The organism is Klebsiella sp. CB_Kp196 (genome assembly GCF_040061575.1).
GTDB classification, from domain to species: domain Bacteria; phylum Pseudomonadota; class Gammaproteobacteria; order Enterobacterales; family Enterobacteriaceae; genus Klebsiella; species Klebsiella michiganensis.
This window is the reverse complement of sequence record NZ_JBEAFH010000063.1, coordinates 17,300-38,141: the sequence shown is the minus strand read 5'-3', so window position 1 is coordinate 38,141 and position 20,842 is coordinate 17,300. Positions and strand designations below refer to the sequence as shown.

Annotated in this window: 22 protein-coding genes; 19 read left to right on the top strand and 3 right to left on the bottom strand. The window is 59.7% G+C overall.

Features of this window, described 5'->3' with window-relative positions; genetic code table 11:
* The first annotated feature begins 8 nt into the window (after window positions 1-8).
* The 10 genes from ABLU87_RS23175 to eutR all read left to right on the top strand — a co-directional run bounded on the left by ABLU87_RS23175 (window position 9) and on the right by eutR (window position 10,816).
* On the top strand, window positions 9-1,412 hold the full coding sequence (locus tag ABLU87_RS23175; RefSeq protein ID WP_049079190.1) for an aldehyde dehydrogenase family protein: 1,404 nt from the start codon (window positions 9-11) through the stop codon (window positions 1,410-1,412).
* A 10-nt stretch (window positions 1,413-1,422) separates the two neighbouring features.
* Window positions 1,423-2,262 carry an ethanolamine utilization protein EutJ gene (eutJ, locus tag ABLU87_RS23170; RefSeq protein WP_109241389.1) on the top strand — a complete coding sequence of 280 codons (840 nt, stop codon included), beginning with the start codon at window positions 1,423-1,425 and terminating at the stop codon, window positions 2,260-2,262.
* Window positions 2,252-3,439 carry an ethanolamine utilization ethanol dehydrogenase EutG gene (gene eutG, locus ABLU87_RS23165; protein ID WP_046878236.1) on the top strand — a complete coding sequence of 396 codons (1,188 nt, stop codon included), beginning with the start codon at window positions 2,252-2,254 and terminating at the stop codon, window positions 3,437-3,439. Before eutJ ends, eutG begins: the two co-directional genes overlap by 11 nt.
* A gap of 194 nt (window positions 3,440-3,633) precedes the next feature.
* Entirely contained in the window at window positions 3,634-4,866 is a 1,233-nt protein-coding gene (gene eutH / locus ABLU87_RS23160) for an ethanolamine utilization protein EutH (RefSeq protein WP_004853049.1), read from the top strand.
* The gene (gene eutA / locus ABLU87_RS23155) at window positions 4,863-6,266 is read left to right on the top strand and encodes an ethanolamine ammonia-lyase reactivating factor EutA (protein ID WP_032750854.1); all 1,404 of its coding nucleotides are present in this window, start codon (window positions 4,863-4,865) and stop codon (window positions 6,264-6,266) included. The genes eutH and eutA overlap by 4 nt, the downstream gene beginning before the upstream one ends.
* Before the next feature lie 11 nt (window positions 6,267-6,277).
* The gene (gene eutB / locus ABLU87_RS23150) at window positions 6,278-7,639 is read left to right on the top strand and encodes an ethanolamine ammonia-lyase subunit alpha (RefSeq protein ID WP_004104373.1); all 1,362 of its coding nucleotides are present in this window, start codon (window positions 6,278-6,280) and stop codon (window positions 7,637-7,639) included.
* A 20-nt stretch (window positions 7,640-7,659) separates the two neighbouring features.
* On the top strand, window positions 7,660-8,553 hold the full coding sequence (gene eutC / locus ABLU87_RS23145; protein WP_048261025.1) for an ethanolamine ammonia-lyase subunit EutC: 894 nt from the start codon (window positions 7,660-7,662) through the stop codon (window positions 8,551-8,553).
* Between the two features lie 9 nt (window positions 8,554-8,562).
* Window positions 8,563-9,222, top strand: a complete 660-nt coding sequence (gene eutL, locus ABLU87_RS23140; RefSeq protein ID WP_004853042.1) for an ethanolamine utilization microcompartment protein EutL — start codon at window positions 8,563-8,565, stop codon at window positions 9,220-9,222.
* A 10-nt stretch (window positions 9,223-9,232) separates the two neighbouring features.
* Window positions 9,233-9,715, top strand: coding sequence for an ethanolamine utilization microcompartment protein EutK (gene eutK, locus ABLU87_RS23135; RefSeq protein ID WP_014230327.1), 483 nt, complete (start codon window positions 9,233-9,235; stop codon window positions 9,713-9,715).
* A gap of 48 nt (window positions 9,716-9,763) precedes the next feature.
* The gene (gene eutR, locus ABLU87_RS23130) at window positions 9,764-10,816 is read left to right on the top strand and encodes an HTH-type transcriptional regulator EutR (RefSeq protein WP_025106630.1); all 1,053 of its coding nucleotides are present in this window, start codon (window positions 9,764-9,766) and stop codon (window positions 10,814-10,816) included.
* Between the two features lie 114 nt (window positions 10,817-10,930).
* On the opposite strand, the gene hemF is transcribed toward eutR, so the two are convergent.
* Both hemF and amiA read right to left on the bottom strand, forming a co-directional pair.
* Window positions 10,931-11,830 (bottom strand): oxygen-dependent coproporphyrinogen oxidase, encoded by a 900-nt coding sequence (hemF, locus tag ABLU87_RS23125; RefSeq protein WP_038423074.1) that lies wholly within the window; start codon window positions 11,828-11,830, stop codon window positions 10,931-10,933.
* Window positions 11,830-12,705 carry an N-acetylmuramoyl-L-alanine amidase AmiA gene (amiA, locus tag ABLU87_RS23120; RefSeq protein ID WP_004870750.1) on the bottom strand — a complete coding sequence of 292 codons (876 nt, stop codon included), beginning with the start codon at window positions 12,703-12,705 and terminating at the stop codon, window positions 11,830-11,832. The genes hemF and amiA overlap by 1 nt, the downstream gene beginning before the upstream one ends.
* Window positions 12,706-12,916: 211 nt before the next feature.
* On the opposite strand from amiA, the gene ABLU87_RS23115 reads away from it, so the two are divergent.
* From ABLU87_RS23115 to cysM, 9 genes are all read left to right on the top strand, one after another.
* On the top strand, window positions 12,917-13,342 hold the full coding sequence (locus ABLU87_RS23115) for a GNAT family acetyltransferase (RefSeq protein ID WP_004853033.1): 426 nt from the start codon (window positions 12,917-12,919) through the stop codon (window positions 13,340-13,342).
* Complete coding sequence (locus ABLU87_RS23110) at window positions 13,329-13,778, top strand: DUF2919 domain-containing protein (protein ID WP_004853030.1); 450 nt, start codon at window positions 13,329-13,331, stop codon at window positions 13,776-13,778. The genes ABLU87_RS23115 and ABLU87_RS23110 overlap by 14 nt, the downstream gene beginning before the upstream one ends.
* Before the next feature lie 63 nt (window positions 13,779-13,841).
* Complete coding sequence (locus ABLU87_RS23105; protein ID WP_116280135.1) at window positions 13,842-14,417, top strand: RpoE-regulated lipoprotein; 576 nt, start codon at window positions 13,842-13,844, stop codon at window positions 14,415-14,417.
* Between the two features lie 93 nt (window positions 14,418-14,510).
* Complete coding sequence (locus ABLU87_RS23100; RefSeq protein ID WP_009654897.1) at window positions 14,511-15,410, top strand: Dyp-type peroxidase; 900 nt, start codon at window positions 14,511-14,513, stop codon at window positions 15,408-15,410.
* A gap of 226 nt (window positions 15,411-15,636) precedes the next feature.
* On the top strand, window positions 15,637-16,653 hold the full coding sequence (cysP, locus tag ABLU87_RS23095) for a thiosulfate/sulfate ABC transporter substrate-binding protein CysP (protein ID WP_048260622.1): 1,017 nt from the start codon (window positions 15,637-15,639) through the stop codon (window positions 16,651-16,653).
* A complete protein-coding gene (gene cysT / locus ABLU87_RS23090; protein WP_004123378.1) occupies window positions 16,653-17,486 on the top strand; it encodes a sulfate/thiosulfate ABC transporter permease CysT in 834 nt (277 codons plus the stop codon). Before cysP ends, cysT begins: the two co-directional genes overlap by 1 nt.
* Window positions 17,486-18,361: a sulfate/thiosulfate ABC transporter permease CysW gene (gene cysW, locus ABLU87_RS23085; protein ID WP_014230321.1), complete on the top strand. Its 876-nt coding sequence runs from the start codon at window positions 17,486-17,488 to the stop codon at window positions 18,359-18,361. Before cysT ends, cysW begins: the two co-directional genes overlap by 1 nt.
* The gene (gene cysA, locus ABLU87_RS23080) at window positions 18,351-19,445 is read left to right on the top strand and encodes a sulfate/thiosulfate ABC transporter ATP-binding protein CysA (RefSeq protein WP_014230320.1); all 1,095 of its coding nucleotides are present in this window, start codon (window positions 18,351-18,353) and stop codon (window positions 19,443-19,445) included. The genes cysW and cysA overlap by 11 nt, the downstream gene beginning before the upstream one ends.
* Window positions 19,446-19,511: 66 nt before the next feature.
* A complete protein-coding gene (cysM, locus tag ABLU87_RS23075) occupies window positions 19,512-20,423 on the top strand; it encodes a cysteine synthase CysM (protein ID WP_014230319.1) in 912 nt (303 codons plus the stop codon).
* Here the strand turns inward: cysM and ABLU87_RS23070 are convergent.
* Window positions 20,420-20,827, bottom strand: a complete 408-nt coding sequence (locus tag ABLU87_RS23070) for a nuclear transport factor 2 family protein (protein WP_064358866.1) — start codon at window positions 20,825-20,827, stop codon at window positions 20,420-20,422. The genes cysM and ABLU87_RS23070 overlap by 4 nt on opposite strands.
* Between the last annotated feature and the right edge of the window lie 15 nt (window positions 20,828-20,842).

The window sequence follows — 20,842 nt, the reverse complement described above, 5'->3', positions numbered from 1 at the left end:
TGAACATCATGAATCAACAGGATATTGAACAGGTGGTGAAAGCGGTACTGCTGAAAATGACGGCCAGCAGCCAGCCGGACGACGCCGTTCATGAGATGGGCGTCTTTGCCTCCCTGGATGACGCCGTCGCGGCGGCAAAGGTGGCCCAGCAGGGGCTGAAAAGCGTGGCGATGCGCCAGCTGGCGATTCACGCCATCCGTGAGGCGGGCGAAAAACACGCCAGAGAATTAGCGGAGCTTGCCGTCAGCGAAACCGGCATGGGTCGCGTTGAAGATAAATTTGCCAAAAACATGGCCCAGGCGCGCGGCACGCCTGGCGTGGAGTGCCTCTCTCCGCAGGTGCTCACCGGCGATAACGGCCTGACGCTGATTGAAAACGCGCCCTGGGGCGTGGTGGCCTCGGTCACCCCCTCCACCAACCCGGCGGCGACGGTAATTAATAACGCCATCAGCCTGATTGCCGCGGGCAATAGCGTGGTGTTCGCCCCGCATCCGGCGGCGAAAAGGGTTTCCCAGCGGGCGATTATGCTGCTCAACCAGGCGGTGATTGCCGCGGGCGGTCCGGCCAATCTGCTGGTCACCGTGGCGAACCCGGACATCGAAACGGCCCAGCGGCTGTTTAAGTACCCCGGTATTGGCCTGCTGGTGGTCACCGGCGGTGAAGCGGTGGTGGAGTCCGCGCGCAAGCATACCAATAAACGTCTGATTGCCGCCGGCGCCGGTAACCCGCCGGTAGTGGTCGACGAAACGGCCGACCTGGCGCGCGCCGCACAGTCCATCGTCAAAGGCGCCTCGTTTGATAACAACATCATCTGCGCCGACGAAAAGGTGCTGATTGTGGTCGATAGCGTCGCCGACGAGCTGATGCGCCTGATGGAAGGCCAGCAGGCGGTGAAGCTCAGCGCGGCCCAGGCCGAGCAGCTTCAGCCGGTGCTGCTGAAGAATATCGATGAGCGCGGCAAAGGTACGGTCAGCCGTGACTGGGTGGGACGTGACGCGAGCAAGATTGCCGCCGCCATCGGCCTGAACGTGCCGCCGCAGACGCGCCTGCTGTTCGTGGAAACCCCGGCCAGCCATCCATTTGCCGTGACGGAACTGATGATGCCGGTGCTCCCTGTCGTACGGGTGGCCAGCGTCGATGACGCTATCGCGCTGGCGGTGCAGCTGGAGGGCGGCTGCCACCATACGGCGGCGATGCACTCGCGCAATATCGACAACATGAATCAGATGGCGAACGCCATTGATACCAGCATTTTCGTTAAAAACGGGCCGTGCATCGCCGGGCTCGGGCTGGGCGGAGAGGGCTGGACCACCATGACCATCACCACGCCAACCGGGGAGGGGGTGACCAGTGCGCGCACCTTCGTTCGCCTGCGGCGCTGCGTGCTGGTGGATGCCTTCCGAATTGTATAAGGGATGACTCATGGCACACGACGAACAACGTTGGCTCACCCCCAGACTGCAAAAAGCGGCCGCCCTGTGTAATCAGACGCCTGCCGCCAGTGAATCACCGCTGTGGCTGGGCGTGGATTTAGGCACCTGCGACGTGGTGTCGATGGTTGTCGACAGCGAAGGGCAGCCGGTGGCGGTGTGTCTGGACTGGGCTGACGTCGTGCGTGACGGCATCGTCTGGGATTTCTTCGGCGCCGTCACCATCGTGCGCCGCCATCTCGATATGCTCGAACAGCAGCTTGGCTGTCGCTTCAGCCACGCGGCGACCTCGTTTCCGCCGGGCACAGACCCGCGTATTTCGATCAACGTACTCGAATCTGCCGGGCTGGAAGTTAGCCACGTGCTGGATGAACCGACCGCGGTGGCGGATCTGCTACAGCTCGACAACGCGGGCGTGGTGGATATCGGCGGCGGCACCACCGGGATCGCTATCGTCAAAAGGGGCGAGGTGACGTACTCCGCCGATGAAGCGACCGGCGGTCACCATATCTCCCTGACCCTTGCCGGTAACCGCCGCATGCCGCTGGAAGAGGCGGAGCAGTACAAGCGCAGCAACGCCCAGGAGATCTGGCCGGTGGTGAAGCCGGTATACGAAAAGATGGCCGAGATTGTTGCTCACCATATCGAAGGCCAGGGCATTGCTGATTTATGGCTGGCGGGCGGCTCCTGTATGCAGCCGGGCGTGGACGCGCTGTTTCGCAAGCGCTTCCCGGAATTACGGGTGCATTTACCGCAGCACAGCCTGTTTATGACCCCGCTGGCGATAGCCAACAGCGGGAGAGAGAAAGCGGAGGGAATCTATGCAAGCTGAACTGCAGACGGCGCTCTTTCAGGCATTCGATACCCTGAATCTGCAGCGGGTGAAAACCTTCAGCGTGCCGCCGGTGACGCTGTGCGGCCTCGGCGCGCTGAGCGCCTGCGGCCAGGAAGCGCAAGCGCGAGGCGTAAGCCATCTGCTGGTGATGGTCGACAGTTTCCTGCATCAGGCGGGAATGACCGCCGGGCTTGCGCGCAGCCTGGCGATGAAGGGGGTGGCGATGACCGTCTGGCCCTGTCCGCCGGGAGAGCCGTGCATTACCGACGTCTGCGCGGCGGTGGCGCAGCTGCGCGAATCGAAGTGCGACGGCGTGGTGGCCTTTGGCGGCGGTTCGGTGCTTGACGCGGCGAAAGCGGTCGCGCTGTTGGTCACCAACCCGGAGCAGACGCTCAGCGCGATGACGGAAAGCAGCGTACTGCGCCCGCGTCTGCCGCTCATTGCGGTGCCGACCACCGCCGGAACCGGCTCGGAAACCACCAACGTGACGGTGATTATCGATGCGGTCAGCGGGCGCAAGCAGGTGCTGGCCCACGCCTCGCTCATGCCGGACGTGGCGATTCTCGACGCCGCCCTGACCGAAGGCGTTCCGCCGCCGGTGACGGCGATGACCGGGATTGACGCGCTGACCCACGCCGTTGAGGCGTACAGCGCGCTCAACGCGACGCCCTTTACCGATAGCCTGGCGCTTGGCGCAATAGCGATGATCGGCCAGGCGCTGCCGAAGGCCGTGGGCTACGGCCACGACCTCGCCGCCCGCGAAAGCATGCTGCTGGCTTCCTGTATGGCGGGAATGGCCTTTTCCAGCGCGGGTCTGGGTTTGTGTCATGCGATGGCGCATCAGCCCGGCGCGGCGCTGCATATTCCACACGGGCAGGCCAACGCCATGCTGCTGCCGACGGTAATGCGGTTTAACCGCATGGTATGCCGCGAGCGTTTCAGCCAGATCGGCCGGGCGCTGACCGCTAAAAAAACCGACGACCACGAGGCTATTGCCGCCGTTGAGGCGCTGATCGCCGAAGTCGGCCTGAGCAAACGACTCTCTGACGCCGGGGCGAAGCCCGAACATTTCAGCGCATGGGCGCAGGCGGCGCAGGAGGACATTTGTCTGCGCACCAATCCACGCACCGCCACCCGGGAGCAGGTTATCGATCTGTACGCGGCGGCGCGCTGATGCGGCCATTTTCCCGGAGGCGTGTGGCTGTCCCGGCTCGCGCTGCGCTTAGCCCGGCTACAGGATCGCAGCCGTCTGCTATTCCGTAGCCCGGGTAAGGCGTTCACGCCGCGACCCGGGAAAGCCCCCGGAGCGCGGTTAATGCCCCGGCGTTCACAGTATCTACAAATCATAAATGACAGGGAGTAAAGGCTATGGGAATTAACGAAATCATCATGTACATCATGATGTTCTTTATGCTGATTGCCGCCGTGGACAGGATCCTGTCGCAGTTTGGCGGTTCGGCGCGCTTTCTCGGCAAGTTTGGCAAAAGCATCGAAGGATCCGGCGGCCAGTTCGAAGAGGGGTTTATGGCGATGGGCGCGCTGGGGCTGGCGATGGTCGGGATGACCGCGCTGGCGCCGGTACTGGCGCACCTGCTCGGGCCGGTGATAATTCCGCTGTATGAAATGCTCGGCGCCAACCCGTCGATGTTCGCCGGAACGCTGCTGGCCTGCGATATGGGCGGCTTCTTCCTCGCTAAAGAGCTGGCGGGCGGCGACGTGGCGGCGTGGCTCTATTCCGGCCTGATCCTCGGGGCGATGATGGGGCCGACGCTGGTGTTCTCCATTCCGGTCGCGCTCGGCATCATCGAGCCCTCCGACCGCCGCTACCTGGCGCTGGGCGTGCTGGCCGGGATCGTCACGATTCCAATCGGCTGCATCGCCGGCGGCCTGGTGGCCATGTACTCCGGCGTAGAGATTAACGGACAGCCGGTGGAGTTCACCTTCGCGCTGATCCTGATGAATATGATCCCGGTGCTTATCGTCGCGGTGCTGGTGGCGCTGGGGCTGAAGTTTATTCCGGAAAAAATGATCAACGGCTTCCAGATCTTCGCCAAATTTCTGGTGGCGCTGATCACCATCGGCCTGGCCGCGGCGGTCATCAAGTTCCTGCTCGGCTGGGATCTGATCCCGGGGCTCGACCCGATCTTTATGGCTCCCGGCGACCAGCCCGGCGAGGTGATGCGCGCTATCGAAGTTATTGGCTCGATCTCCTGCGTGCTGCTCGGCGCTTATCCGATGGTGCTGCTGCTGACCCGCTGGTTTGAAAAGCCGCTGATGCGCGTCGGTAATCTGCTGAAAATCAACAATATGGCTGCCGGTGGGATGGTGGCGACGCTGGCCAACAACATCCCGATGTTCGGCATGATGAAGCAGATGGATACCCGCGGCAAAGTCATCAACTGCGCGTTCTCCGTCTCCGCCGCTTTCGCGCTGGGCGACCACTTAGGCTTCGCCGCCGCCAACATGAACGCCATGATCTTCCCGATGATCGTCGGCAAGCTGATCGGCGGCGTCACCGCCATTGGCGTAGCGATGCTGCTGGTGCCGAAAGATGAAAACGCACCGGCGGCGGCGAAAACCGAAGCGGAGGCGCAATCGTGAAAACTCGCCAGCTGCTGAGCGTCGGTATCGATATCGGCACCACCACCACTCAGGTGATCTTCTCCCGCCTTGAGCTGGTTAACCGTGCGGCGGTGTCGCAGGTGCCGCGCTACGAATTCATCAAACGCGAAATTAGCTGGCAAAGCCCGGTCTTCTTTACACCGGTTGATAAACAGGGCGGTCTGAAGGAGGCCGAACTCAAGGCGCTGATTCTGGCGCAGTACCAGGCCGCCGGGGTTGCCCCCGAATCGGTGGACTCCGGGGCGATCATTATCACCGGCGAAAGCGCGAAAACCCGCAACGCAAGGGCGGCGGTGATGGCGCTCTCGCAGTCGCTCGGCGACTTTGTGGTGGCCAGCGCCGGGCCGCATCTGGAATCGGTGATTGCCGGTCACGGCGCCGGGGCGCAAACCCTTTCTGAACAGCGGATGTGCCGGGTGCTGAACATTGATATCGGCGGTGGTACTTCAAACTACGCGCTGTTTGAAGCGGGAAAAATCAGCGCCACCGCCTGCCTGAACGTTGGCGGGCGCCTGCTGGAGACCGACGGCCAGGGGCGGGTGGTTTATGCCCATCAGCCGGGACAAATGATCGTCGATGAGGTTTTTGGCGCAGGCGCCGATGCGCGCGCGTTGAGTGCTTCGCAGTTAGCGCAGGTAGCGCGGCGGATGGCGGAGCTGATCGTCGAAGTTATCGACGGCACGCTCTCTCCGCTGGCGCAACGGCTGATGCAAACCGGCCTGCTGCCCGCAGGCGCGGTACCCGAGGTGATAACCCTTTCCGGCGGAGTGGGCGAGTGCTACCGCAACCAGCCCGCGGATCCGTTCTGTTTTTCTGATATTGGGCCACTGTTGGCCACGGCGCTGCATGAGCATCCGCGGCTGCGGGAGATGAACGTGCAGTTCCCGGCGCAAACCGTACGCGCCACGGTGATTGGCGCCGGCGCGCACACGCTCTCGCTTTCCGGCAGCACCATCTGGCTGGAGGGGGTTCAGCTCCCGCTGCGCAATCTGCCGGTGGCGATCCCGCTTGATGAAGCCGATCTGCTGAGCGCCTGGCAGCAGGCGCTGATGCAGCTCGATCTGGATCCGGGATCGGATGCTTACGTGCTGGCGCTTCCTGCTTCGTTGCCGGTGCGCTACGCCGCCCTGCTGGTGGTGATTGACGCGCTGCTGGCTTTTGTCGCGCGCTTTCCCAACCCGCATCCCCTGCTGGTGGTGGCCGAGCAGGACTTTGGCAAAGCGCTGGGCATGCTGCTGCGCCCGCAGCTGCAACAACTCCCGCTGGCGGTCATCGATGAGGTGAGCGTACGGGCGGGGGACTATATCGACATTGGTACGCCTCTTTTTGGCGGATCGGTTGTGCCGGTGACGGTGAAATCACTCGCATTTCCTTCCTGAGGGAACGACTTATGAAACTAAAGACCACATTGTTCGGCAATGTTTATCAGTTTAAGGATGTAAAAGAGGTGCTGGCTAAAGCCAACGAACTGCGTTCGGGGGATGTGCTGGCGGGGGTGGCGGCGGAAAGTTCGCAGCAGCGCGTGGCGGCGAAGCAGGTGCTCTCCGATATGACGGTCGCCGATATTCGTAACAATCCGGTGATTCCTTATGAAGAGGACTGCGTGACGCGCCTGATTCAGGATGACGTCAACGAAACCGCCTATCAGCGGATTAAAAACTGGACTATCAGCGACCTGCGCGAATACGTGCTTAACGATGAGGTCACCAGCGATGATATCGCGTTTGTGCGCAAAGGGCTGACCTCAGAAGTGGTGGCGGCGGTGGCGAAGGTCTGCTCCAACGCCGACCTGATCTACGGCGCGAAGAAAATGCCGGTGATTAAAAAAGCCAACACCACCATCGGCCTGCCGGGCACCTTTAGCTGCCGCCTGCAGCCGAACGATACCCGCGATGACGTGCAGAGCATTGCCGCGCAAATCTACGAAGGGCTCTCGTTCGGCGCGGGCGATGCGGTGATCGGCGTTAACCCGGTAACCGATGACGTGGAGAACCTGACCCGCGTCCTCGATACCGTCTACGGCGTTATCGACAAGTTTAATATCCCGACCCAGGGCTGCGTGCTGGCGCACGTCACCACCCAGATTGAAGCGATCCGTCGCGGCGCCCCGGGGGGGCTTATTTTCCAGAGCATCTGCGGCAGCGAAAAGGGTCTAAAAGAGTTCGGCGTGGAGCTGGCGATGCTCGATGAAGCGCGGGCGGTCGGCGCCGAGTTTAACCGTATCGCCGGGGAGAACTGCCTCTACTTCGAAACCGGGCAGGGCTCGGCGCTGTCGGCCGGCGCGAACTTCGGCGCCGACCAGGTGACGATGGAGGCGCGCAACTATGGCCTGGCGCGGCACTACGATCCGTTCCTCGTCAATACCGTGGTGGGCTTTATCGGGCCGGAGTACCTCTATAACGATCGGCAGATTATTCGCGCCGGTCTCGAAGATCACTTTATGGGCAAGCTGAGCGGCATCTCGATGGGCTGCGACTGCTGCTACACCAACCATGCCGACGCCGACCAGAACCTCAATGAAAACCTGATGATTCTGCTCGCCACCGCCGGCTGCAACTACATCATGGGCATGCCGCTCGGCGACGACATCATGCTCAACTATCAGACCACCGCGTTTCACGATACCGCTACCGTCCGTCAGTTGCTGAATCTACGGCCGTCGCCGGAGTTCGAACGCTGGCTGGAAACCATGGGCATTATGGCAAACGGTCGTCTGACCCAACGGGCGGGCGATCCGTCACTGTTCTTTTGATGACGCGGGGATGACACATGATGGATCAAAAGCAGATTGAAGAAATTGTACGTAGCGTGATGGCGTCAATGGGACAACCGCAGACGGCAGCAGCAGCGCCTGAGGCGACGGTGACGAAGTGCGCCAGCCGGTGCGAGGTCGCGGCGGAGAGCTGCGTGCTGGATTTAGGTTCGCCAGAGGCGAAAGGCTGGATTGGCGTGCAGCAGCCGCATCGTGCGGAAGTGCTGGCCGAACTGAAGCGCAGCACCGCGGCGCGCGTGTGTACCGGCCGCGCCGGTCCGCGTCCGCGTACCCTCGCGCTGCTGCGCTTCCTCGCCGACCACTCGCGCTCCAAGGATACGGTGCTGAAAGAGGTACCGGAGGAGTGGGTGAAAACCCAGGGATTGCTGGAGGTGCGCTCCGAAATTAGCGACAAAAACCTCTACCTGACGCGCCCGGATATGGGCCGTCGGCTGAGTCCGGAGGCAATTGACGCGCTGAAGGCGCAGTGCGTGGCGAATCCTGACGTTCAGGTGGTGGTATCCGATGGCCTCTCTACCGACGCGATTACCGTCAACTATGAAGAGATCCTGCCGCCGCTGCTGTCGGGCCTGAAGCAGGCCGGACTGAAGGTCGGTACGCCGTTCTTCGTCCGCTACGGGCGGGTCAAAATTGAAGATCAGATTGGCGAAATTCTCGGCGCGAAGGTGGTCATCCTGCTGGTAGGCGAACGTCCGGGGCTGGGGCAGTCGGAAAGCCTCTCCTGTTACGCCGTGTATTCGCCGCGCGTGGCGACCACCGTCGAAGCGGACAGGACCTGTATTTCCAATATTCACCAGGGCGGCACGCCCCCGGTAGAAGCCGCGGCGGTGATTGTCGATTTGGCCAAACGCATGCTGGAGCAGAAGGCTTCCGGCATCAACATGACTCGGTAAGGAGGCATCATGCCTGCATTAGATTTAATTCGCCCTTCGGTGACGGCCATGCGCGTGATTGCCTCAGTGAATGACGGCTTTGCCCGCGAGCTTAAATTACCACCACATATACGTAGCCTCGGACTCATCACGGCGGATTCGGATGATGTGACTTATATTGCCGCTGACGAAGCGACAAAACAGGCGATGGTGGAAGTGGTCTACGGTCGTTCTCTTTACGCCGGCGCGGCCCACGGCCCTTCGCCAACCGCAGGTGAAGTGCTGATTATGCTGGGCGGCCCGAACCCGGCGGAAGTACGCGCCGGTCTGGATGCGATGGTGGCGCATATCGAAACTGGGGCCGCGTTCCAGTGGGCCAACGATGCCGAAGATACGGCGTTTCTGGCGCACGTGGTGTCGCGTACCGGCTCTTATCTCTCGTCTACCTCCGGCATTGCGCTGGGCGATCCGATCGCTTATCTGGTGGCGCCGCCGCTGGAGGCGACCTTCGGTATCGATGCGGCAATGAAATCGGCCGACGTGCAGCTGGTGACCTACGTGCCGCCGCCGTCGGAAACCAACTATTCCGCCGCCTTTTTGACGGGAAGCCAGGCCGCATGTAAAGCCGCCTGTAACGCCTTTACCGATGCCGTTCTGGATATTGCCCGTCATCCAATCCAGCGCGCGTAAGGGGGAAGCGATGATCAACGCCCTGGGATTACTGGAAGTGGACGGCATGGTGGCCGCCGTTGACGCGGCGGATGCGATGCTGAAGGCGGCCAACGTGCGGCTGCTCAGCCATGAGGTTCTTGACCCCGGCAGGCTGACGCTGGTGGTGGAAGGCGACCTGGCGGCGTGCCGGGCGGCGCTGGATGCCGGCAGCGCTGCGGCGCAGCGTACGGGGCGCGTTATCAGCCGTCGGGAGATTGGACGCCCGGAAGAGGATACCCAGCGGCTGATCGCCGGTTTTCAACGGCTGCCGCAAACGCCGGAGCCGCCGGTGGTCGTGGAATCCTCAGAACCCTTGCTGACGCTGCTCTCTTCGACGCGTCAGGGAATGACGGCAGGGGAGGTGGCCGCCCATTTCGGCTGGTCGCTTGAAGAGGCCAGGAAGGCGCTGGAGCAGCTCTTTTCTACCGGAGCGTTGCGTAAACGCAGTAGTCGCTATCGCTTAAAAAATTAACCAGTCGGAGGTGCCGGGAACGCGAAAGCGCTCCCGGTTTATCAGATCATGAAAAAGAAAAAACCGGCCAACCTGCACCATCTTTATCATGAAGCATTACCCGAAGACGTTAAACTGACGCCGATGGTCGAGGTGGACAACGTCCATCAGCGGCGGACCACCGATGTCTATGAACATGCCCTGACGATTACCGCCTGGCAGCAGATTTACGATCAGCTGCATCCGGGGAAATTTCACGGTGAATTTACCGAAATCCTGCTCGATGATATTCAGGTCTTTCGCGAATATACCGGCCTGGCGCTGCGTCAGTCCTGCCTGGTGTGGCCGAACTCCTTCTGGTTCGGTATTCCGGCAACCCGCGGCGAGCAGGGGTTTATTGGCTCACAGTGCCTCGGCAGCGCCGAAATCGCCACCCGACCCGGCGGCACCGAGTTTGAGCTCAGCACGCCGGATGATTACACCATTCTGGGCGTAGTGATCTCAGAGGATGTCATTTCCCGCCAGGCCAGCTTCCTGCATCACCCGGAGCGGGTGCTGCATATGCTGCGTAACCAGTCGGCGCTGGAGGTCAAAGAGGAGCACAAGGCGGCGCTGTGGGGCTTTGTGCAGCAGGCGCTGGCGACGTTTAGCGAGAATCCGGAGAACCTTCATCAGCCCGCGGTGCGTAAGGTGTTGGGCGATAATCTCCTGCTGGCGATGGGGGCGATGCTGGAGGAGGCGCAGCCGATGATTACCGCCGAGAGCATTAGCCACCAGAGCTATCGGCGTCTGCTTTCCCGGGCGCGGGAGTACGTGCTGGAGAATATGTCGGAGCCGCTGACGGTTCTCGATTTATGTCAGCAGCTGCACGTCAGCCGCCGTACGCTGCAAAACGCCTTTCACGCCATTCTGGGGATCGGGCCGAACGCCTGGCTGAAGCGCATTCGTTTAAACGCGGTGCGCCGGGAGCTGATTAGCCCGTGGTCGCAGAGCACGACGGTTAAGGATGCGGCGATGCAGTGGGGATTCTGGCACCTGGGCCAGTTCGCTACCGATTATCAGCAGCTGTTCGCCGAGAAACCGTCGCTGACGCTGCATCAGCGGATGCGGCAGTGGGCGTGATGACGATCTATTTAGCGGATGGCGATTCGCGCCGTCATCGCAGGCCTGAAAAGCGTAGCGCCATCAGGCAAAACAGCGCCGTATCTGGCCTGCGAACCGCACTATCAGGCAACGTTAAACCCAATCGCGCACCTGAATAAACTCGCTCAGCGCCGCTTCCGGGCTGCCCGCTTCCGGCTGGTAGTCGTATTCCCAGCGCACCAGCGGCGGCATCGACATCAGAATGGATTCGGTGCGGCCGCCGGTTTGCAGGCCGAACAGGGTACCGCGATCCCACACCAGGTTGAACTCCACGTAGCGCCCGCGGCGGTAGAGCTGAAAAGCGCGTTCGCGCTCGCCCCAGACCCTCTCTTTACGCCGCTCGACAATGGGCAGATACGCATCGGTGAAGCCATTGCCCACCGCCTGCATAAAGTCGAAACAATGGTCAAAGTTCGGGGTATTCAAATCATCAAAAAACAGGCCGCCGATGCCGCGCTGCTCGTTACGATGCTTGAGGAAGAAGTAGTCGTCGCACCACTTTTTATAGCGCGGATAAACCTCTTCGCCGAAGGGCTGGCACAGGTCGCGAGCGGTGCGATGCCAGTGAACGGCATCTTCTTCAAAGCCGTAGTAGGGGGTTAAATCGAAGCCGCCGCCGAACCACCATACCGGCTCGGCGCCCGGTTTTTCCGCGATAAAGAAGCGCACGTTGGCGTGGCTGGTGGGGATATAGGGACTGCGCGGGTGCACGACCAGCGAGACGCCCATCGCTTCAAAGCTGCGGCCCGCCAGCTCAGGGCGGTGCGCGGTTGCGGAGGCCGGCATCGCCTCGCCGTGCACGTGCGAAAAGTTAACGCCAGCCTGCTCAAAGATACCGCCATCGCGCAGCACCCGGCTGCGTCCGCCGCCGCCGCCTTCCCGCAGCCAGCTATCTTCGATGAATTCGCTGCCGTCAACGGCGCTGAGCTTTTGGCAGATAGCATCCTGGAGCTGGAGAAGGAAAGCTTTTACCTGGTGCGCATCGGGTCTCATTAACGTCTCTTCGAGTGGGCTTTCTGGTTATCGAACCAGTGGAAATAGCTGATGATGCCGTTGGCAATCGCCGTGGCGATTTTCTGCCGGAACGCGGTGGTGCCGAGCAGTTTTTCTTCGTTCGGATTGGTAATAAACGAGGTTTCTACCAGCACCGACGGAATCGACGGCGATTTCAGCACCACAAACGCCGCCTGCTCGGTATTGCGGCTGTGCAGCTTGTGCACCGGCTTGATCTTTTTCAGGATATGGGAACCGAGCGTCAGGCTGTTTTTGATGGTATCAGTTTGTACCAGGTCGAACAGCACTTGCTGCAATAGGTGGTCTTTATCCGTCGTTTTCTTGCCGGCCACTTCATCCGCCCGGTTTTCACGGTCCGAGAGATACTTTGCCATGGCGCTACTGGCGCCGCGGTTGGAAAGGGCGAAAACGGAGGCGCCGGCCGCGCTCGGGTTGGTGAAACCATCGGCGTGAATTGACATAAAAAGATCGGCGCCGTGCTGGTGGGCGATCTCCACCCGGTCATAGAGCGGAATAAAGGTATCGCCGCTGCGCGTCAGGCGCGCATCGATGCCGTTGCTGCGCAGAATGCTGCGCACGTTTTTAGCGATCGCCAGCACGACGTGCTTCTCTTTTGAACCGTTATGGCCGATAGCGCCGGTATCAATACCGCCATGGCCCGGGTCGAGCATCACGACGCGTTTGGCGCCTTTTTTCTTCGCTGCGGGTTTGCTGTGCCCATTGGATGTTTTCAATGGCTGTTGTTCTTTCGCGCTGGCCTGTGAGGCGATCCCTGAAAGCGTGATTGCTGCCAGCCCGGCTTTCAGCACCTGGCGGCGCGAAGCAAGTATTTTTAATGGTTTAAAAGTGCTCATTCGGCCTGAATTGCAAACAAGTGGTAATCGATGTTATATCGTATCGTCTTTTCTGATACGACCATTCAAAATAAGAATTGTTTTACTTTTCATTTCAATACATGACAGAGTCATAGTATGCCATTTTTTGCGGCTCATTGCGCCTGATATTGGCTATCGGGCACAATCACGCCATAATCTCTGTTTTTAACCGTCAATGGTGGGGAATACCATGGAGATACGCGTTTTTCGCCAGCAAGATTTCGAAGAGGTCATCACCCTGTGGGAGCGGTGCGATCTCCTTCGCCCATGGAACGATCCGGAAATGGATATTGAACGTAAGCTGAACCACGATGCCAGCCTGTTTCTGGTCGCCGAAGTTAACGGTGAAGTGGTTGGCACGGTGATGGGCGGTTATGACGGGCATCGCGGGTCTGCCTACTATCTTGGCGTGCATCCTGAATATCGCGGTCGCGGTATTGCTAATGCGCTGCTTAATCGGCTGGAGAAAAAGCTGATCGCCCGCGGCTGTCCGAAAATAAATATTATGGTTCGCGAAGATAATGACGTGGTGCAGGGGATGTACGAACGCCTTGGCTATGAGCATTCAGACGTGCTGTGCCTCGGCAAGCGCTTAATTGAAGATGAAGAATACTGAGTTTATCCCCGCCGATTTCGATACCCACGGCCGCCTGCGTTTGCCGTTTCTCTTTTGGTGCGTGCTGCTGCTTCAGGCGCGGACGTGGGTGCTATTTCTGATGGCCGGCGCGTCACGCCAGCAGGGCGACGCGCTGCTGAATCTGTTTTATCCGGACCACGATAATTTTTGGCTGGGATTGCTCCCCGGCATTCCGGCGGTGCTGGCGTTTATCATTAGCGGGCATCGTCAGCGCTTCCCCCGGCTCTGGCCCATGATGCGCTGGCTGCTGGTGCTTTCCCAGCTCTTGCTGTTGGTCTGGCAACCGCTGTTGTGGATGAGCGGCGAGTCGCCTTCGGCGGTGACCATCGGCCTGCTGGCGGCGGATCTTTACGCGCTCTGGTGGCTGTTAAGCAGCCGTCGGCTGAAAGCCTGTTTTCGCGAAGAACAGGTTTAACGGCACTTTTTGCCGATCGCGCACTCCAACTTGCGTTGAATACATCAGAAAGGACACTCAGTCATGAAATCGCTACGTTTACTTCTCTGCGCACTACCGCTGGCTTTAACCGGCTGCTCAACGATGAGCTCGGTGAACTGGTCGGCGGCTTATCCGTGGAACTGGTTTGGTTCCTCTTTGGAGGTGAGCGAACAGGGCGTAGGCAACCTGACGGCGTCAACGGCGCTGAGCGAGCAGGCGATCGGCGACGCGCTCGGCAGCAGCTACCGCCTGCGCAGCGGCATGAAAACGGCTAACGGCAATATTGTGCGCTATTTCGAAGCGTTAAAAGATGACAAGGTCGCGCTGACCATCAACGGCGAGAGCGGGACTATTAGCCGCATAGACGTGCGCGATAGCAATATCAAAGCCGCCAGCGGCGTGAAAATCGGTACCCCGTTCAGCGATATCTACAGCAAAGCGTTTGGTAACTGCCAGAAAGGCAGCAACGATAACGGTGCCGTGGTGGAGTGCAAGGCCGAGGGTAGCCAGCATATTAGCTATGCCTTCACCGGCAGCTGGAGCGGCCCTGAAGAGCTAATGCCCTCCGACGACACGCTGAAAAACTGGAAGGTGAGCAAGATTATCTGGCGTCGCTAATTTGATCTGAAGTGATTCGAGGTCCTGAAAAAGCGGGTACAATAGCGCCTTAAAAAGCCACAGCGTTGTGGTTGTACTATTTCAGGAGGAGCGATGTCTCAGGTTCAGAGCGGCATTTTGCCGGAACATTGCCGTGCGGCGATTTGGATTGAAGCAAATGTCAAAGGCGATGTTGACGCCCTGCGCGAAGCCAGCAAGGTGTTTGCCGATAAGTTAGCCACCTTTCAGGCGAAATACCCGGAAGCGAAGCTGGGGGCGGTGGTCGCTTTTGGCCATAACGTCTGGCGTCAGCTAAGCGGTGGCGTCGGGGCTGAAGAGCTAAAAGACTTCCCGTCCTATGGCAAAGGTCTGGCCCCGGCTACCCAGTATGATGTGCTAATCCACATTCTGTCCGCGCAGCATGAGCTGAATTTTTCTGTCGCTCAGGCGGCCCTGTCCGCTTTTGGCGCAGCGATTGATGTTAAAGAAGAGATTCACGGCTTTCGCTGGATTGAAGAGCGCGATCTGAGCGGCTTTGTCGACGGTACTGAAAACCCGGCGGGGGAAGAGACCCGCCGTGAAGTGGCGGTGATTCAGGATGGCGTCGATGCGGGCGGCAGCTACGTATTTGTGCAGCGCTGGGAGCACAACCTCAAGCAGCTTAATCGCATGAGCGTTCCCGATCAGGAGATGATGATCGGCCGTACCAAAGAAGCCAACGAAGAGATTGACGGCGACGATCGTCCGGATACCTCTCACCTGAGCCGCGTGGATCTGAAAGAAGAAGGTAAAGGGCTGAAGATTGTGCGTCAGAGCCTGCCGTACGGTACCGCCAGCGGCACCCACGGCCTCTACTTTTGCGCCTACTGCGCGCGTCTGCACAATATTGAACAGCAGCTGCTGAGCATGTTCGGCGATACCGACGGTAAGCGCGACGCGATGCTGCGTTTTACCAAACCGGTGACCGGCGGATACTACTTCGCGCCTTCGCTGGATAGACTGCTGGCGCTGTAAGATCTTCTCCTGACCCTCTCCCCGCAGGGAGAGGGGACCGTTCGGCGCGGCCGGCAGGCGTCGAACGTGTTCCGGTTCTGCATGCGTGATTCAGATAAGCTTTGCCATTCCCTTATTCTCTTTTCGACTTCCAAATCGCCAAACGGTATATAAAACCGTTACTCCTTTCATAGCCGTTATAAATATGATGATCAGCAGAAAATCATCATATTGATAAGGGTGCGCAATGGCCGTTAAATCACTAAAAAAAGGATATCTGGCGCTGGCTGCTTCTGTGCTGCTGGTCGCGCAGGCGCAGGCGACGGAATTGCTGAACAGTTCCTACGATGTTTCCCGCGAGCTGTTTGCCGCCCTTAACCCGCAGTTCGAACAGCAGTGGGCGAAAGATAACGGCGGCGATAAGCTGACGATTAAACAATCTCATGCCGGGTCATCAAAACAGGCGCTGGCGATTCTGCAAGGGCTGAAGGCTGACGTGGTGACCTACAATCAGGTGACCGATGTCCAGATTCTGCACGACAAAGGCAAGCTGATCCCCGCCGACTGGCAAAGCCGTCTGCCGAATAACAGCTCGCCGTTTTACTCCACCATGGGCTTCCTGGTGCGTAAAGGCAACCCGAAGAATATCCACGACTGGAATGACTTAGTGCGTCCCGACGTGAAGCTGATTTTCCCGAACCCAAAAACCTCCGGCAACGCGCGTTACACTTATTTAGCGGCGTGGGGCGCGGCGGACAAGGCTGACGGCGGCGATAAAGCGAAAACCGAGCAGTTCATGACCCAGTTCCTGAAAAACGTCGAAGTGTTTGATACCGGCGGTCGCGGGGCTACCACGACCTTCGCCGAGCGCGGTCTGGGCGATGTGCTGATCAGCTTCGAATCGGAAGTGAACAACATCCGCAAACAGTATGAAGCGCAGGGCTTTGAGGTGGTTATCCCGAAGACCAACATCCTGGCCGAGTTCCCGGTGGCGTGGGTGGATAAAAACGTCCAGGCCAACGGTACCGAGAAAGCGGCAAAAGCCTATCTCAACTACCTGTACAGCCCGCAGGCGCAGACCATCATCACCGATTACTACTACCGCGTGAATAACCCGGACGTGATGAACAAACTGCAAGATAAATTCCCGCAGACCGAACTGTTCCGCGTGGAAGATAAATTTGGCTCTTGGCCTGATGTGATGAAAACCCATTTTGCCAGCGGCGGTGAGCTGGACAAACTGCTGGCGGCGGGGCGTAAGTAATGTTTGCAGTATCGACTAAACGCGTGCTGCCGGGCTTTACCTTAAGCCTCGGGACCAGCCTGCTGTTCGTCTGCCTTATCCTGTTGTTGCCGCTCAGCGCGCTGGTGATGCAGCTTGCCCAGATGAGCTGGGCGCAGTACTGGGACGTGGTGACCAACCCGCAGGTGGTGGCGGCCTATAAAGTGACGCTGCTGTCGGCGTTTGTCGCCTCCATTTTTAACGGCGTGTTCGGCCTTCTGATGGCGTGGATCTTAACCCGCTACCGCTTCCCGGGCCGCACGCTGCTTGATGCGCTGATGGATTTGCCGTTTGCGCTGCCGACGGCCGTTGCCGGCTTAACCCTCGCCTCGCTCTTCTCCGTGAACGGGTTGTACGGCGAGTGGCTGGCGAAATTTGATATTAAAGTCACCTATACCTGGCTCGGTATCGCGGTGGCCATGGCCTTTACCAGCATCCCGTTTGTGGTGCGTACCGTGCAGCCGGTGCTGGAAGAGTTGGGTCCGGAATATGAAGAGGCGGCGGAAACCCTGGGCGCCACGCGCTGGCAGAGCTTTCGCAAGGTGGTGCTGCCGGAGCTCTCCCCGGCGCTGATGGCGGGCGTTGCGCTGTCCTTTACCCGCAGCCTCGGTGAGTTCGGCGCGGTGATTTTTATAGCCGGCAACATTGCGTGGAAAACGGAAGTGACCTCGCTGATGATTTTTATCCGTTTGCAGGAGTTTGATTACCCGGCGGCGAGCGCGATTGCTTCGGTGATCCTCGCGGCCTCGCTGCTGCTGCTGTACTCGATTAACACTCTGCAAAGTCGCTTTGGTCGACGTGTGGTAGGTCACTGATGGCGGAAGTTACGCAATTGAAACGATACGATGCGCCCCGCATCAACTGGGGTAAATGGTTTCTGATCGGTGCGGGCGTGCTGGTTTCCGCGTTTATTCTCGTCGTGCCGACGGTGTATATCTTCGTTCAGGCCTTCAGCAAGGGGCTGATGCCCGCGCTGGAAAACCTGGCGAACCCGGATATGCTGCACGCCATCTGGCTGACCGTGCTGATTGCGCTGATCACCGTGCCGGTGAACCTGGTGTTCGGCACGCTGCTGGCGTGGCTGGTGACGCGCTTTAACTTCCCGGGACGTCAGCTGCTGCTGACCCTGCTGGATATTCCTTTTGCCGTGTCGCCGGTGGTAGCGGGCCTGGTGTATCTGCTCTTTTACGGCTCCAACGGGCCGCTGGGCGGCTGGCTGGATGAGCACAACCTGCAGATCATGTTCGCCTGGCCGGGCATGGTGCTGGTGACGGTCTTTGTGACCTGCCCGTTTGTGGTGCGCGAGCTGGTGCCGGTGATGTTAAGCCAGGGGAGCAACGAAGACGAAGCGGCGGTGCTGCTGGGCGCGTCAGGCTGGCAGATGTTCCGCCGCGTCACGCTGCCGAATATCCGCTGGGCGCTGCTTTACGGCGTGGTGCTGACCAACGCCCGCGCGATTGGCGAGTTTGGCGCCGTTTCTGTCGTCTCCGGCTCTATTCGCGGTGAAACCCTGTCGCTGCCGCTACAGATTGAACTGCTGGAGCAGGACTACAATACTGTCGGCTCCTTTACTGCCGCCGCGTTGCTGACGCTGATGGCTATTTTGACCCTGTTTTTGAAGAGTGTGGTGCAGTGGCGTTTAGAAAATCAGGAAAAACGTCAGCATCAGGAGGGAAATCATGAGCATTGAGATTGCCAATATTAAGAAGTCTTTTGGTCGCACCCAGGTGCTGAATGATATCTCGCTGGATATCCCTTCCGGACAAATGGTGGCGCTGCTCGGGCCGTCTGGCTCCGGTAAAACCACGCTGCTGCGTATTATCGCCGGGCTTGAGCATCAGACCAGCGGGCACATCCGCTTTCATGGCACCGACGTGAGCCGTCTGCATGCCCGGGATCGTAAGGTGGGCTTTGTATTCCAGCATTACGCGCTGTTCCGCCATATGAACGTATTCGACAATATTGCGTTTGGCCTGACCGTGCTGCCGCGCCGCGAGCGCCCGAATGCGGCGGCCATCAAAGCGAAAGTGACCAAACTGCTGGAGATGGTACAGCTTGCGCATCTGGCGGATCGCTTTCCGGCGCAGCTCTCCGGCGGGCAGAAGCAGCGCGTGGCGCTGGCGCGTGCGTTAGCCGTTGAACCGCAGATACTGCTGCTGGATGAACCCTTCGGCGCGCTGGACGCCCAGGTGCGTAAAGAGCTGCGTCGCTGGCTGCGTCAGCTGCATGAAGAGCTGAAGTTCACCAGCGTCTTCGTCACCCACGATCAGGAAGAGGCGATGGAAGTTGCCGACCGCGTGGTAGTGATGAGCCAGGGGAACATTGAGCAGGTTGACGAGCCGGAGCAGCTCTGGCGCGAACCGGCGACCCGCTTTGTGCTGGAATTTATGGGCGAGGTGAACCGTCTGCAGGGCACCATTCGCGGCGGACAATTCCACGTGGGCGCGCACCGCTGGCCGCTGGGCTATACCTCCGCGCATCAGGGGCCGGTCGATCTGTTCCTGCGTCCGTGGGAAGTTGACGTGAGCCGCCGAACCAGCCTCGATTCACCGCTGCCGGTGCAGGTGCTGGAAGCTAGCCCTAAAGGTCACTACACGCAATTGGTGGTACAACCGCTGGGCTGGTATACCGAGCCGCTGACCGTGGTCATGCGCGACGACGTCCCGCCGCACCGGGGAGAGCGCCTGTTTGTCGGTCTGCAGCATGCCCGTATTTATCACGGGAAGGAACGCATTGAGACGCGCGAGGATATTGCTCTGGCGGAGTCAGCCTGATAGGTTATCGCGTATGTTTTTCGCCCGGTGGCGTAATGCTTACCGGGCTTTTTATTGGGCAAAACCGTGAATACATTAGAACAAACAATCGGCAACACGCCTCTGGTCAAACTGCAGCGCATGGGGCCGGACAACGGCAGCGAAATCTGGGTCAAACTTGAAGGCAACAATCCGGCGGGGTCGGTGAAAGACAGGGCGGCCCTGTCGATGATTGTCGAGGCCGAAAAGCGCGGAGAGATTAAACCCGGTGATGTGCTGATTGAAGCGACCAGCGGCAACACCGGCATTGCGCTGGCGATGATCGCCGCGCTTAAAGGCTATCAGATGAAGCTGCTGATGCCGGACAACATGAGTCAGGAGCGCCGTGCCGCCATGCGCGCCTACGGTGCGGAGCTGATTCTGGTCACCAAAGAGCAGGGAATGGAAGGCGCGCGTGACTTAGCGTTAGCCATGGCGCAGCGCGGCGAAGGCAAGCTGCTCGATCAGTTCAACAACCCGGACAACCCGTACGCGCACTACACCACTACCGGGCCGGAAATCTGGCAGCAGACCGACGGGCGGATCACCCATTTTGTCTCCAGCATGGGTACCACCGGCACCATTACCGGCGTATCGCGTTTTCTGCGCGAGCAGGATAAAGCGGTGAGCATCGTGGGGCTGCAGCCGGAAGAGGGGAGCAGTATTCCCGGAATTCGCCGCTGGCCTGCCGAATATATGCCGGGCATTTTTAACGCGCAGCTGGTGGACGCGGTGCTCGATATCCATCAACAGGATGCCGAAAACACCATGCGGATGCTGGCGGTGAAGGAGGGAATTTTCTGCGGCGTCAGTTCCGGCGGCGCGGTGGCGGGCGCGCTACGTGTGGCGGGTGAAAATCCTGGCGCGGTAGTGGTGGCGATCGTTTGCGATCGCGGCGATCGCTACCTTTCTACCGGCGTATTTGGCGAAGAGCACTTTACCCAGGGCGCGGGAATTTAAACCTCGGGCGCGTCGAGCAGGTCCGTACCGTAGGAGTTATCCACGGTGCAGAGCCAGCGTTCACCCTGCTGACGAAAGACATAGGTTGCGCGCCGCGTGACCTGTGTTATCCCGGCTTCCGCCGTCGGGATATCCAGCCGGGTTTCCATAATCACCAGCGCATTGCCGCCGCCTTCGATAATCTCCATTTTTCCCTGCGTCACCACCAGCCGGTGCTGGAAATAGTCGGCAATGGCGATAAACGCGTTGCGGATATTTTCTTTGCCCCGCACCACCATGCCTGGCTTGACGACCAGCGCGGCGTCATCAGCGTAATACTCCATCAGTGTCGCGTAATCCTCCTGGGAGATAGCGCGATCGCAGGCTTCGATGGCGGCTTTAAGCTGTGGGGTGGGATTGGGCATTTCTGGCGATCCTTA